At 56.0% G+C, this 13,965-nt stretch carries 10 protein-coding genes and 1 pseudogene; 7 read left to right on the forward strand and 4 right to left on the reverse strand.

All coding sequences use genetic code 11. From position 1 onward, the window contains the following. Positions 1-3 precede the first annotated feature (3 nt). Both RBB62_RS17680 and RBB62_RS20225 read left to right on the forward strand, forming a co-directional pair. A complete protein-coding gene (locus tag RBB62_RS17680; protein ID WP_309400506.1) occupies positions 4-1,164 on the forward strand; it encodes a DNA cytosine methyltransferase in 1,161 nt (386 codons plus the stop codon). Further along, positions 1,164-1,575, forward strand: a pseudogene (locus RBB62_RS20225) (very short patch repair endonuclease). Before RBB62_RS17680 ends, RBB62_RS20225 begins: the two are co-directional and overlap by 1 nt. Positions 1,576-1,692: 117 nt before the next feature. On the opposite strand, the gene plsY reads toward RBB62_RS20225, so the two are convergent. The 3 genes from plsY to RBB62_RS17700 form a co-directional block, all read right to left on the reverse strand. After that, entirely contained in the window at positions 1,693-2,295 is a 603-nt protein-coding gene (plsY, locus tag RBB62_RS17690) for a glycerol-3-phosphate 1-O-acyltransferase PlsY (RefSeq protein WP_309400509.1), read from the reverse strand. Between the two features lie 145 nt (positions 2,296-2,440). Continuing rightward, entirely contained in the window at positions 2,441-4,048 is a 1,608-nt protein-coding gene (gene serA, locus RBB62_RS17695) for a phosphoglycerate dehydrogenase (RefSeq protein WP_309400511.1), read from the reverse strand. Positions 4,049-4,151: 103 nt separating this feature from the next. Further along, on the reverse strand, positions 4,152-5,159 hold the full coding sequence (locus RBB62_RS17700) for a hypothetical protein (RefSeq protein WP_309400516.1): 1,008 nt from the start codon (positions 5,157-5,159) through the stop codon (positions 4,152-4,154). A 91-nt stretch (positions 5,160-5,250) separates the two neighbouring features. Here RBB62_RS17700 and RBB62_RS17705 point away from each other — a divergent pair, with 91 nt between their 5' ends. The 5 genes from RBB62_RS17705 (at position 5,251) to RBB62_RS17725 (ending at position 12,777) form a co-directional block, all read left to right on the forward strand. Next, complete coding sequence (locus RBB62_RS17705) at positions 5,251-7,140, forward strand: tetratricopeptide repeat protein (protein ID WP_309400518.1); 1,890 nt, start codon at positions 5,251-5,253, stop codon at positions 7,138-7,140. Between the two features lie 124 nt (positions 7,141-7,264). Further along, the gene (locus RBB62_RS17710) at positions 7,265-7,816 is read left to right on the forward strand and encodes a hypothetical protein (protein ID WP_309400519.1); all 552 of its coding nucleotides are present in this window, start codon (positions 7,265-7,267) and stop codon (positions 7,814-7,816) included. A 151-nt stretch (positions 7,817-7,967) separates the two neighbouring features. Beyond that, complete coding sequence (locus tag RBB62_RS17715; RefSeq protein ID WP_309400521.1) at positions 7,968-8,693, forward strand: SDR family oxidoreductase; 726 nt, start codon at positions 7,968-7,970, stop codon at positions 8,691-8,693. A gap of 215 nt (positions 8,694-8,908) precedes the next feature. Continuing rightward, a complete protein-coding gene (locus RBB62_RS17720) occupies positions 8,909-10,861 on the forward strand; it encodes a hypothetical protein (protein ID WP_309400522.1) in 1,953 nt (650 codons plus the stop codon). Then, the gene (locus tag RBB62_RS17725) at positions 10,858-12,777 is read left to right on the forward strand and encodes a thrombospondin type 3 repeat-containing protein (RefSeq protein ID WP_309400523.1); all 1,920 of its coding nucleotides are present in this window, start codon (positions 10,858-10,860) and stop codon (positions 12,775-12,777) included. The genes RBB62_RS17720 and RBB62_RS17725 overlap by 4 nt, the downstream gene beginning before the upstream one ends. Positions 12,778-12,820: 43 nt before the next feature. Here RBB62_RS17725 and RBB62_RS17730 read toward each other — a convergent pair whose 3' ends face one another. Next, positions 12,821-13,396 carry a YybH family protein gene (locus RBB62_RS17730; protein WP_309400524.1) on the reverse strand — a complete coding sequence of 192 codons (576 nt, stop codon included), beginning with the start codon at positions 13,394-13,396 and terminating at the stop codon, positions 12,821-12,823. Positions 13,397-13,965 lie beyond the last annotated feature (569 nt).

A 13,965-nucleotide genomic window follows, 5' to 3' on the forward strand; every position in this document is an offset into this window, starting at 1 on the left:
ACGATGTCGGGGGGACAATACTACGAATTTTTCGCCGGAGGCGGCATGGCGCGCATGGGCTTGGGCCCGCAGTGGACGCCGCTGTTCGCCAACGATTGCGACGCCAAGAAAAACGCGGCCTACCGCCAAAATTGGGGTACCGAAGAGCCGCTCGATAGCCGTCCGGTGCAGGAAGTTGCGGCAAGCGATTTACCCGCACAGGCTGACTTGGCTTGGGCGTCATTTCCCTGTCAGGACCTCTCACTTGCCGGTGGAGGAGCTGGGTTAGCTGGCCAACGTTCGGGCTCGTTTTGGGCGTTTTGGGATTTGATGCAGGGGCTGCGTCGCGAAGGCCGCGCGCCGCGTTGCGTGGTGCTGGAGAACGTGGCGGGCTTGCTGACTTCGCACCGCGGCGAAGACTTCCGTGCGCTCGCACGGGCCTTGGGGCAGGGGGGCTATCGCTTTGGAACTTTGCTCTTGGACGCCTTGGATTTTCTGCCGCAGTCGCGTCCCCGTTTGTTCATTGTGGGCGTGTCGGAGTCGGTGCCGATTCCCGGTAGTTTGGTTCGCACTGGGCCCGACGAGCACGTTCACCCTTGGGCGTTGCAGCAGGCTTATGGCCGCTTGGACGAAGCCGAGCAAGCGAACTGGCTGTGGTGGAATTTGCCATCGCCGACGGAGCGAGGCGTGGATTTGGCCGATGTGATTGAGGCTGAACCTACCGGCGTGAAATGGCATTCGCCCGATGAAACGTTGCGCCTGCTTTCGATGATGGATGCTAAGCATCGCGCCAAACTCGACGCCGCGCAAACCGCAGGGAAACCGATTGTCGGTACCATTTATCGCCGCACGCGGATCGATGAAGCCGACCAACGCGTTCAACGCGCAGAAGTGCGCTTCGACGGTGTCGCGGGCTGCTTGCGGACGCCGGGCGGAGGCTCTAGTCGGCAGACTCTGATTTTGGTCGACGGCGAGTCCGTGCGCACGCGCCTGCTTTCGGTGCGTGAGGCCGCGCGGTTGATGGGCCTGCCAGATAGCTATCAACTGCCTGCGCGCTACAACGAGGGCTACCACCTGATCGGCGACGGCGTGGCCGTACCCGTGGTGCGTCATCTGGCGGCTCATTTGTTGGAGCCGTTGCTGGGCATAACTGGGGCAACACCTCAGGAGTCCATTTCTGTCTAATGGCTGAAGACCCGGCGGCGCGTTCCCGCATCATGCGACAAGTGAAGTCGGTCGACACGAAGCCGGAAATGAAGGTCCGTCGACTCGTTCATGGGCTGGAGGTTCGCTATCGTCTCCATGTTAAGGACTTGCCTGGTAAGCCCGATCTCGTCTTTCGATGCCGACGAAAAGTGATCTTCGTGCATGGCTGTTTCTGGCATGGACACGACTGTGTGCGGGGGGGGGACGCGGGTTCCGAAGAACAATCGTGAGTATTGGCTGAGCAAGATCGCGCGCAACGTCGCCCGTGATAAACAGCACCTCGCCGATTACGAGGTGATGGGCTGGCAGGCGCTGGTGCTTTGGGAGTGCGAGCTTAAGGACGAGGCGGTGTTAGCAGAGCGGCTACGAGATTTTCTGCTCGATGATTAACCACTCCACGTGGCGGCTTGTCTAGAGACTGCGCCCTACCTCAATCAGTTGGATTGGTCATTTGCGCAATGCGCAAATCTCTGGGTGCAGCGGCACGCTGCCACGCTGCCAGGTTGCTTACTTTTTGGTGAAGCGGTTTTCGGTGCCGGCAAGAAGGCGCTGAATGTTGCTCTTGTGGCGGACGACGATGAGGGCCGCCAGGAGTAGGAAAAAGCCGATCAGCAAGTTGGGCTTGCCGGACATCAGGGCCAGGAGGGGGAGGCTCACGCCGAAAGCGATCGAAGCCAGCGACACGTAGCGCGAAGTGTAGAACGTCGCCACCCACACGAGGATGCCGCAGAGGAGCACGAGTGGGGCGAGGGCGAGGAGTCCGCCCATCGTGACGGCCACGCCTTTGCCGCCTTTGAAGCCAATGAAGATCGAAAAACTGTGCCCAATAATTGCACCGATCAGGCCGATGATGGACAGGGCCAGTGCCTGGTCACCCGCAATGAAGATTTGCGGCAGAATCGTGGCGGCAAAGCCTTTCAGTGCATCGAGGGCAAAGCAGAGGTTGCCGGCCTTTTTGCCGACGGCGCGCTTGACGTTGGTTGCGCCGGGGTTGCCGCTGCCTTCCTTGAGAATATCTATGCCGTTCTTCTTTGCGATGATGACCGCAAAAGAAATCGCGCCGAGCAGGTAGCCGACTAATAGAACGCCGATGACTGTAAAGAGATTCATTTCGGTAAGACAGTTTGGATGGTTAAAGGAAAACGCTAAGTCCTTTAAGGCTAGAAGCAAGCATGGGATGTGGGGCTCGCGAATCGGTCAAAAAGAAAGCCGCGGCGCTGTGCCACGGCTTTCTGAAAGATTGTTGAGCTAACGATTACAGCTCGATGACCTTGAACTTCTCGATGTGCTCGTGGTTCGAGATCTCGGCTTGGGCGGCTTCCGAAGGGGCGCTGTCGAGCTCGACGACACTGATCGCGAAGCCTTCGCCGTGGTCGCGAGCCAGGGAGAGGTTCGCTATGTTCACGCCGTCGTTGCCGAGCACGTTGCCGAGGAGGCCGACCATGCCGGGAACGTCCTTGTTCTTCACCACGAGGAGCGTGCCCGAGGTGTTGACTTCGACGCCGTGGCCGTCGATCTCGACGATGCGCGGGGTCTGGCTCTTACCGAACAGGGTGCCTGCGACGGTGCGCTTCTTGCCGGTGACTTCGATGGTTTCGACGAAGATGAGCTCGGTGTAGTTGGCGTCGACGCTGCTCTTGGAGGTCGTTACTTCCACGCCGAGCTGCTCCAGCTTGCTGGGAGCATTTACGTCGTTGACGTTCGGCGAAATGCGACCGAGGTAGCCACGCTGCACGGCGCGTGAGAGCGGCGTGGTGTCCAGCTTGGTGATCTTGCCGTAGTAAGTGATGTTGAGCTTTTCAACCGTGTCCTTGGAGAGCTGCTGGATGAAGCTGCCAAGCTTTTCGCCGAGGTTCAGATAAGGCTTGAGAGCTTCGAGGGCCTTCGGGTCGATCGAGGGCATGTTGATCGCGTTGCGAACCATGCCGCCGTTGAGGGCGTCGACCATTTGCTCGGCGACCTCGATGCCGACGCTTTCTTGGGCTTCCGCAGTGGATGCGCCGAGGTGAGGCGTGGTGACCACGTTGTCCATCGAGCGGAACGGGTGGTCCTTGGCGAGCGGCTCGTCTTCAAATACGTCGAGACCGGCTGCAGCGACCTTGCCGCTTTGGAGGCCTTCGAGGAGGGCGGATTCCTTGATGATGCCGCCGCGGGCGCAGTTGAAGAGGCGGATGCCGTCCTTCATCTTGGCAATGGCGGCTTCGTCGATCATGTGCTTCGTCTCAGGCGTCATCGGCATGTGCACGGTGATGTAGTCGCTCTGAGTGAAGACTTCTTCGAGCTCGACCTTTTTGATGCCGAGGGTTTCAGCGCGGGACTCGGTCAAATACGGGTCGTAGGCGAGGACCGACATGTTGAAGGCCTGTGCACGCTTGGCGACTTCGGCGCCGATACGGCCGAGGCCACACACGCCGAGAACTTTCTGATTGAGCTCGGCACCGGCGGGCAGCGTCTTGCGTGGCCAGCCGCCTGCCTTCATCTCACGGTCAGCGCGTGCAATCGGGCGGGAGCCGCAAAGCAGGTGCGTAAAGGTAAGTTCCGCAGTGGCAATGGTGTTGCCGCCGGGGGTGTTCATGACGATCACACCGCGCTCGGTGGCGGCGGGGATGTCCACGTTGTCAACACCCACGCCAGCGCGACCGACAACCTTCAGGTTCGGGGCTGCGGCGATGATTTCTTCAGTGACCTTGGTTTCGGAGCGCACGGCGATGCCGTCCACGTCGCCAATCAAGGATTTAACTTGCTCAGGAGATGCGGACCAGTCGGCGATGACTTCCCATGCAACGACGACTTCGTAGCCGGGTTGCTGCTTGAAATGCTCGATGCCCAAAGGCGAGATTTTGTCTGCGACCAGGATTTTCATAATGGAAGCAGAGGATTGAACGCTACCGCTGGCGAAATGCAACCGTAGAAAAAGTTAAAACCGCCCCAAGGACGGTTTTAATAAGCAAAGTTTGTTGGTGTGATTAGTTGGCAGGGGCCAGCTTGCGGAGTTTGAGTTCGTTGAGCTTGTAGGGCCCGAGGCCGAGGGTGTAGGCGTATTCGAAGAGCGGAGGCTCGCCGGATTGCACGTCAAACTTGGCTGCGCGGCGGTCTTTCATGAGCTTGCGCCACATGAGGTAGTCCACGGCGACCGGGTTGGTGCTGAGCCAAAGGCGCTTTTCGGTGGTGGTGTAGTAGGCGTTGAAGCGCGTGCCGCCGAGGTATTGATAGCGCTCGAGCGTGACGATGCTGAAGACCCACTTTTCGTAAAGTTCGGGAATCGCGCCAATTTCCGCTGCGGCGACGGGGGCGTTGGCGGCGCTTAAGAAGAAGCGTTGGTTATTCGTGACGTTCCACAACGTAGCGTTGGCAATGGCGCCGCTAACGCCGATGGCGTCGTTGTCGGAGACCATTGGCAGGTTGATCCAGAAATCGGTATCGAGGAAGAGCTTGGCGGGCAGGAAGCTTTTGCGGTCGTTGGGGTCTTCTTCAAAGGAGAATCCACGGCCGGAGCTGATGGCGCGAGCCATGCGCTCGCGGGAGGGCAGGTTGCTGTCGTAGAACCACTGGTCATCGGTCATGCCAGCGCGGTCCAGCGCGTAAACCGGGACGTCGTAAAAGGTTTCATCGCCCATACCTTCGCGGGAGGGCAGGTAGCCACAGTCGCGCAGCCGCTGTTCATTGGAGTCGATGATGAAGATGGCGCTCTTGGAAAAGCCGCGTTTGACCAGGGAGTCGATGACGGCCTTGGTCAGGTTGTGCGGCGTCATGAGGCCGGGGCCGGACTGGGTGAAGACTTTTAAGCCCACGCGTCCTTTGGCACCGGGCACGAGCTTTTGGCCCGTGGTCTTTTCCCAATGAGCGATCAGGGATTCGACGCCGTAGTCGTAATCCGTCTCCGTGAAGCCGTTCAGAGGATATTCCCAAACATAGGCTTTGGAATCCTTTGTGGGACGGTAATCCTGGCCCCACAAGGTGGTTGCCAGTAGCATGACTGCGAAAAATTGTGTAAATTGACGTATGCCCAACATTATCAGCGCTTGACTCGTTAGTGGTAGGGTCGTGGTTTATAACTGCCTCTGCATGAAACAGCACTTTCCCAAACAGCTTGCCCGTCTTTGGCTTTTGCTGGCAATACTTTTTCTATCCGCTTGTGGCGGTAAGGATGGTAAGCCGGACGAAGCTTCCATTCAAAAGGCCATCGCCGCGGCCAATAATTTGGTTTACGATAACCAAACGGCGCTAGCGATTCAACGCCTTGAAGATCTGGAGAAGCAATCGCCCGGCAATCCGCAGGTGATCGAAGCCCTGGCCTTTGCCTACGCCAAGCAGCCGGACCCCATGATGGCCGCGCTTTATTTCGACCAAGCCTTTCAACTTAACCCCTCCAATGGCGACCTCGCGCTCTACGCGGCGCAGTCTCATCAGCAGAGTGGTAACGCCAAGGGCGCTGCCGAAGCCTACAATAAATACCTGGAAATCCGGCCTGAGGACGCCGCGGCGTGGAAAGCGCTCGGCCAAGTGGAGTTTGAACAAAAGCATAGCCAGGCCGCGCTCAATGCCTATTTGGAAGCCTTTCGCCAGAGCCGCCAAACGCCGACTCACGAAGAAGCGGCGCTGATTGGCCACCTTTACCATTCTGTCAATAATCGTGCTCAGGCCACCAAGTGGTATATGCAGGCGCTTCGTCCGGGGGGCGCGCCGGCAGATCGCCTGAATGCTCAGCTCGGTTTATTCGAGATCGCCCTGCGCGAGAAACAATGGTCGCGCGCCGTTGAGCTGATGGACCAGATCGAAAAAGAATTTCCCGGCGAGCTGGAAAGCGGTCCTTACAAGTCGGCCCGACTGGAGCTAACGAAGTGGCGCACGGCGCAAAATGCCCTTCAAGGCACGATTGGCGAGGCGCCCGTTCCCGAGCCGACACCCGAGCCGACTCCTCCCACGCCGGTTGCTGCGGTGGAGGAAGCCGCGCCCGTCGCGATGACCGAAGAAGAATTACTGGCCGCTAGCGCAGCGGCGCCTGCGGTTGCGGTAACGGATGTCACTGTTTCGGAAACGGTAGAAACGCCGGTCGCTGTTGACTCCAGTTTGACTGCGACGCCGACGGAATCCGTTTCCGTTGCGACAGAAGAAGCCGTCATCACGCCGACTGCGTCCGGAGATTTACTCGTTTCGCAGACGTCTGAAGAGCCCGCGCCGACAAATTTGGGTAATGTCAATGACGATGTAGATTTGGTTATGGCCAAGGGCTTGCCCACGCCGCCGGTAACCGAAGAGGTGGATTTAACTGAAGAAATGCAGAGAGCCGCGACCGCTGCTGCGGCTGATTCCGAAGGCGCACTTGAAACTTCGGATGTGGAAGTGGCCGCAGTTGATTATGAGGAAACCGAAGTCAAGGTAACCGAGGTCCGCATCACGCGCACTGAAGATGGCGGGGTCGAAGTGACCGGTGTTACCGCAGATGACGTTGAGCCTGTATCGCAGGGCCGCATTGAGGTCGATCCACCGTCGCCAACCATGACCGCTGCTGACCGTGCGAAGCTGGCCTACGAAGCTGAGGATTACGTGACGGCGATTCGTTTTTTCCGTGAAGCAATCGCTACGGACTACCGGAACCCGGAGCTGGCCTACGACCTTTCCCGCGCCTATTATAATAACGGGCAATATCGTGAAGCGGAAATTTACGCCTCGGAAGCCACGCGCCTGAGCCCGAACGATGTCCGCTATACGCTTAATTACCTGCGTGCGATCCAGCGCACGATGAGCCGCGATGCCCTGATGCGAGAGCTGGTGAAGGCGAAAGAAAAATTCCCGAACAGCCCGGACATAACCTTGGCTTTGGGCCGCGCCTATGAGGTCATCATGGGCAACACCCGCAATGCGCGTTTCCTCTATGAGGAGTTTGTGCAAATGGCGCCGTCGCATCCACGCGCGGCCGATATTCAGGCTAAGCTGCAGACAATGCCGCGTTAGGGGCTTGGTCGAAATCGCGGATTAGGTTGAAGGTGACGAAAATGAACGCCGTTTAATTTTTTTTCGAAATCCCGCAACTTTTCGCGTGGGAGTTGGTTTTCTTGAGCATAACCAACTCTTAATTATGACCATTAAATCCTCACTCAAAATTGCACTCGCAGCCCTCGTTGGCTTTTCTCCCATCATCGCTCAAGCCGGAACTTCCGGTGTTAACACCGCTGCTCACGTAAAGGCTATGGCGCCGGAGCTCGAAGGTAAAAAAGTTAGTCTCGACGTTGCCTTCATTCGCATCAATCGCCACGCTCCAGATGACGTGCCATACGTGTTCTTCTGGGCCGCGACGATTGACGACGACGAAGTCGCCAAAGGTGGAGTAATCCTTGTAGTCGCCGATAAGGAAGACAAAGACACTCTGATCCGACGCTACGGCACTAATATCGAGCGTGGCAATGGTGGCCCGGAAACTAAGTCACTGCGTGGCACGGTTCGCCTGGCTGGCCGTGAAGGCGGACCCAAGCGCGCTTACATCGATATGACTGCTGACGGCGTTGATCTCAGCAATTCGCCTGATTCCGTCATGAACGATAGTGATATCGCCGGTGAGCTTGGATCAGCTGCCGGACGTGGTCCCCGCGGCGCTGCCGGTGGCGGCTTCGGTCGCCCGCGTGGCGAATAACCCAGATTTTTACTACGCACTAGGGTCTAGTAAAATAACAGCAGCAAATAGACCGCCCCGGGAGTTGTCCTGGGGCGGTTTTTATGTGCCTAGCGATTCGGGAGCCGGGCGCTGAAGCCTATTCGCATTGACTGTTAGGGCAATTTGGCAAATGAATCTGCTCGTGAGCGATGCACCCAAGCCTTTAGTCGTGATCACGGGCGCGAGCTCCGGGATCGGCCTTGCCATTGCGGAAACGCTGTCAGCTCGCGGGCACGCCTTGTTGTTGATTGCCCGCCACACCAAGGAGCTCGATTTGCCAAATGCCGCCTACGCCGATGTGGATGTGGGCGACTATGAGGCGTTGAAAAAAGCGGTTGTCGACGCCGAGGCTCAGTTTGGTCCCGTCGATTGCCTGATTAACAACGCAGGCATCGCGGACGTGCGTCCGTTTGAGAAAGTCGAGCCCGAAGATTACGAGCGTGAAATTCGCACCAATCTGTTGGGCGCGCTCAACGGAACCAAGGCCGTTTACGACGGCATGCTGGAGCGCAAGCAGGGCACGATTATCAACATTTCGTCCATTTCTGACCGCAAGACTTGCCCCGTCGCGGTCGGTTACACCGCGAGTAAATACGGCATGCGGAGTGTCTCGGAGTCCCTACGCGAAGCCGCTGCAGCGGCGGGTGTGCGGGTGATTAATCTTTCGCCAGCCTACATCCGGACAAATATCCACGCGGGCATGGGCGTCACTTTTGAGGAATACTGTGAGCTGCTCGGTCACCCGGACTTCATGACTGCCGAAGAATTTGCCGACGTCGTCCGCTACTGCTACGAAATGCCCCCGCATCTCTGCGTGCGCGACATGGTCATCACGCCGACGAAAAGTAGCTTTTAGCCTGCTTTTATTGTGACGGCTAGCCGGTGATTTTCACTTCGCGCATCGCAAGTGTATTACCATCAATCGGCTAGTGGTGCTCATTCCTGATCATCTAGCTATCCCACCTCGCACTCGATAATCTGCACCTTTTTTCCTCAAGGAAAGGGGCTTGCCCTATTTGTTTTTAGGACATCTCGGGTCTTTTATGAGGGGACCTTCGCACTGTCATTGACATGAATCCGCCCATAAGCTATTTGATTGTTGTCTATAAGAAGGCAAAACTGCTGCTTCCGGCCATTTCTTATTTTGCAAGAATCTGTAGCTACTATACGATGAATCTACTGCGTACATTTGTCACACTGCTCGTTCCCGTTCATTTTTTTGTTTGTGCAACCCTCTCAGCTCAAGGCGAATTGACTCCGCCTGGGGCTCCGGGTCCGACTCAAAAATCGGTTCAACAGATATGGGATCAGGTTGAAAGCATTCGAACCGCCGTTGAGGCGAGTGAAGCGCAGCAGCTGGGCGAAGAACCAGAGGGGGGCGACTTGGTCCCAACCAGTCCTCCCGCTGCTACGATGAAGTCGCTCCAGGATATTTGGGATGAGCTGCAAATGCTAAAAACCTCCATTAACAACGCTGACAGCGATGAAGACGAGAGCCTCGGAGTGGTGGTGACAACGGGCAATGATTTATACTCAGGATCGACAGCAAAATATGTGCAGCTGGGCTTGTTCCCTGAATTTGATCCAGGCAGCTTAACTTACCCTGTTTTGGGCGGTGGCCCACAGGACTTTGTAACAGCGATTACAGGCGACACCGGTGTCGCCGAATTCCCGCCCGTTCCTCCAGGCATGTACAGTATTCGTTCGTTGGACAGCTATTACACTCAGCTTGTAACACCGGTATTTGAGGTCGTAGAGGGCTTGAATTCGCCTAACGTAATCAATCTCAATAGAGCCTTGGTTCAGAGGGCTTTTCGTATCATCGATGCGAGCACAGACCTGCCTGTCTCGGGTGCGACGATCACGGTAAAACGTAATGCTACCGAAGTGGCGAACGGTCTAACTGATGATCGTGGTGAGGTCAGCTTCTCCAACCTACCGCTACTCATTGAGGGTGATGTCTCTCTGGTCGTCAGTGCGACGAAGACGAATTACGCTCTTTCCTCACGAGTTTTCCGACCATCCCCCAGCAATCCTCCGGTGACTCTTATCTATATGCTTCCGATTGACCGGACAATGCCTCAAGTGCTTGATGGGCGGGTTGTTGGTGACGATCGGGGAGATGCTATTGCTTCGATCCGAGGTCACGTCTACAGCTATGAAAACAGCTTAGGCGATGGTGATCCCGAGGGGCTGCAAGGCGTTCGTGTCTCGTTGGATGACGCTTCAATCGAGCCAGTCCACACCGATTCCGAAGGCTACTATTACTTTAGCAATTTGGAAAATGCACGCGTTTACACGGTAACCGCAGAGAGGGCTGGCTTCATAACCGAATCAGGGGAGGTGCGTGCTGTCGCAGGCAGCAACCGCGAACTGGACCTTTATCCCTTTTCAAATATTAAAGTATCAATGGCGTTCCCGAGTGCAGATATAGCCGAAGTAGCTGAAGTGACCCTGTGGACGACGCCTTCAAGCCGCCGCTTCGTGGCAAGGAGTGCACCGGGCGATAACATGAATATACTGGATGGTAACAACTTCACTGTAGGCAGCTATCTCGTTTATATTTCCAGTCCTGGATTTCGTGCTTCGAATCCCGTCGTATTTGAGGTGACACAAGCGAGTGATGGTAGGCTCAGTTTTGACCCGTTCGAGAGTTTTCAACTGTCCATATCTAGACTCTATCTCGGTGGTACCGTATTCGATGCCGAAACTGGCGAACCCATCGCAGGGGTAAGCGTGACTACCGAGCCCGAAACGCTTGCGCTTACAACCGATGCCAGTGGGCAATTTCACATCGTCGGTGGTGCCGAAGTCGAGCCAGGCACCACCAAGAACCTTTTGGATAATAGAACCTATACCTTCTCCCTGAGCAAAGATGGCTACGAACCGGTGGATGGCGTCGAAGTTTTGCTATCTCCCAAAACGAGCAGCCGACATGCGATTACGATCCCGGAAGGTGCACCAAATGGAGGTTTGGGCGCATTCGGAATCAATGACATCGAAATCCAAATGACTCCCCAATGATGACTTACCTTCATCAAATTAATCGATGCGGTATCAGTCTTCGGGCTGTTGCCTTCTGGGGATTGCTGCTCGCTACCGCCAGTGAGATCAAAGCGTTGGAGTGGGAAGTCGAAATCGTTGCCGATGCGGGCGTGAACATCGGCCTCTCGCTGGCCTATGCTCCGAGCGGCGATAAAGGCATTGCTTATGGTGATATCGACACCCGCACGCTTCAATTTCTGGAGTGGTCTGCCGACACAGAAACGTGGGCAATGGAAAGCGTTGATACTTCAAGCAATGTTGGTCTTTACCCAAGCTTGGTTTACGATGCAAGTGGCCAACCAGCGATTGCCTACTTCGATGATCAGGAAGATGACTTGAAGTTTGCCCGACGTGAGCAAGGTGCGTGGGTGATCGAATCAGTGGATACTGCTGGCACAGCTGGTCGATATCCATCGCTGGCACTCAACTCTGAGGGGCTTGCGCTCATCGCATACTCGCGAGGCAGTGAAGGGCTCTATCTGGCTCGCGAAACGCAAGGTGGTTGGCAGACCGAGCAGGTTGGTAATTACGGAACGGTTGGCACGCACAACTCGCTGGCGATCATGCCAAATGGTCAGCCCGCCATTGCCACGTATCATTCGGGCCGTGATGCTTTATGGTTCTATGCCTTTGACGGTCTGGAGTGGACGGGAGTCGAAGTGGACTACGATGCAAGTGGTGCTGGAGACTATGGGCGGTATGCGTCGCTAGCCATTGGTAACGACGGTCAACCGGCGATCGCATATCACGATGATGGCACATCTGTGCCCAAATACGCGACGTTCGACGGACAAGACTGGCATACCGAGACGATTGATGCTGAAGCCGCTGGCGGCGAGGATACTTCACTCACCTTTAACTCAGCCGGTGTGCCAGTTGTCGCATATCGCGTGAATACTCTGGGCTCACCAGACATGGGCGTGGCTACCCTCGTAGACAGCAGTTGGGAAGTTGAACTGATTGAAACAAGCGGCACAACTGGTATCTTTGCATCGGCAGCAAGCAATAGCGCTGGGAGCGAAGTGTCGATTGCCTGGTTTCGCGATACCGGCGATACGATTCGAATGGCGACCTATGTTTTTCCAGAGTCTTTCACCACCACAATCGATGAGTCATCGAAATATGCTTACGCCGCCAATGCCGGTTGGATTTCGTTACGAAATGATGCGGTCGAAGCCAGTGTCATCGTCTACGATGGCTATTTAACCGGCTATGCCTACGCCGCTAATTTCGGATGGATTCACTTTGGCGATGGACCCGTAAACGGTTACGCTTATGCCAATGATTCCGGTGATGATTACGGCGTAAACCTTACTGCTGGTGGCCGCTTGGAAGGCTATGCCTATTCTCCAAGTACAGGCTGGATCAACTTTGAGCAGGAGTTTGGCTTGCCGCAGATCGAACTGAGGACAGGTGAGTTCTCGGGTTATGCCTGGAGCGGAAATTTAGGTTGGATCAATTTGGGCGTCAGTCTGTTGCAGACCCTATCAATCGCAGTCGTCGACAGCGATGAGGACGGGCTCTCCGACTCATGGGAGTTAAGTCGTCTGGGCGCTCTCGACATCGCTGATTCCACCACCGATACTGATGGTGATGGCATGACAGATCGAGAAGAAGAGTTGGCTGATACCCATCCCCTTGACCCTAAATCCTTCTTGGTGGCAAATCTTCAAAACGATCCTAAAACGGGTAGCCTGTTACTTGTAGTGGATGGAGCCAGTGCTTCCCGATTATTCGGTGTCGAATACTCGCCGACACTTCCTGGCCAATGGGAAGACTTTGGCTTCGGGATGCTCAGCGCCAGCGAGGTGTCTTTGCTCGAAATCGATACAGAAGCGCTCGACGAGCAGCAGAATTTCTTCCGTATTATAGCCAGACCTCCACTACGTGATTGAAACCTGGAACGCGATGCGCTCCTCATCGACGCCCGTCATGCTTTTACGATTCGTATGAACCGTCGCGTTGCGACGGTTCAATCCTAGGCCGCATCAACGGAGGGATGTTCCACTCGTCGGCGCAATCCATCCAACGCCGCCGTATGTCGCTAGCTGCCGGTGGATGACTGGATGCGGGTTGCGCGCGGGATGTCTTGGATGGGCGAGGAGTGCTCCTGGATGATTTTCCAGCCGTCGCCGTCGCGGCGGAGTCCGCATTTGCACACGGTGCAAATCTATCGGTCCAGCGGGACGCTGGCTCGAACGAGACGAGCGCGGTGTCGCCCTCGGTCCAGACCTGAAGCTCCTTCGCGTAGGAATCATAAAATTCGACGACTTGCATGTCGCTGCGATACAGCTCGGCGATGGCCTGGTAGCCGCGGAAGGTTTTCCCAACGGACACCACACCGTGACTCCTCGGGTCCTCCGCGTAAAACCCCGCCATCAACGCTGGATCGTTCCGGTTGTAGGCCGCAACCCACTCCAACGCGAACGCCCGCGCACTGTTATCGGACTCATTCGCGCCCCATGCGAGAGGTGCCAGGAGGAAGAAGGTCAGCAAGGGGAGGGCGGCTTTCATGGATGTTTGGATTTTAGGTTCGCTCTCTGGTTTGGCGCTTCGAATGCATTGATAGAGAAGCGAGGCAAAGAGGCTGGTTATGCGTTATTTAATACGAATGAACCGTCGCGTTGCGATGAAGAATTTTATTCTCGTTTACCGGAGGTGAAGCCCCCGTCTATGATTGAGAAGTGCCTTCGGCACATCGTATGTGGACGATGTAGCATTGCCCGCGGTGCCGTATGCCACGATGCCCTTGCCGCATAGACCGAGATGGGTATTGTCTACTATGCTGTATTGCTCAATTTGCGTGGCTTGGCCTTGGCGTTACTAGAGCCTGAATTCGATGCGCTGCTGACTTCGCCCCGTTGATCCCGAAGGGATCGCTCATTTAGGCCACTTCGATTAACAGACAGTTTCCACACAGCAGATGATCTTTGTTTCTTTTCGATATTTGCAGAGTGCGCGTTGAGGTCCGTGAGTGCACCGCGATGATGCATTTAAGTCATTTAATGGTTGATTTGATGAATTGAGGCAGGCTCATGCTGGGCGATGAAACATCGCGAAGCGGTCGAGGTTGTAGGTGAGGT

Origin of the sequence: Cerasicoccus maritimus, assembly GCA_031296935.1 — a bacterium.
Classification (GTDB): domain Bacteria; phylum Verrucomicrobiota; class Verrucomicrobiia; order Opitutales; family Cerasicoccaceae; genus Cerasicoccus; species Cerasicoccus maritimus.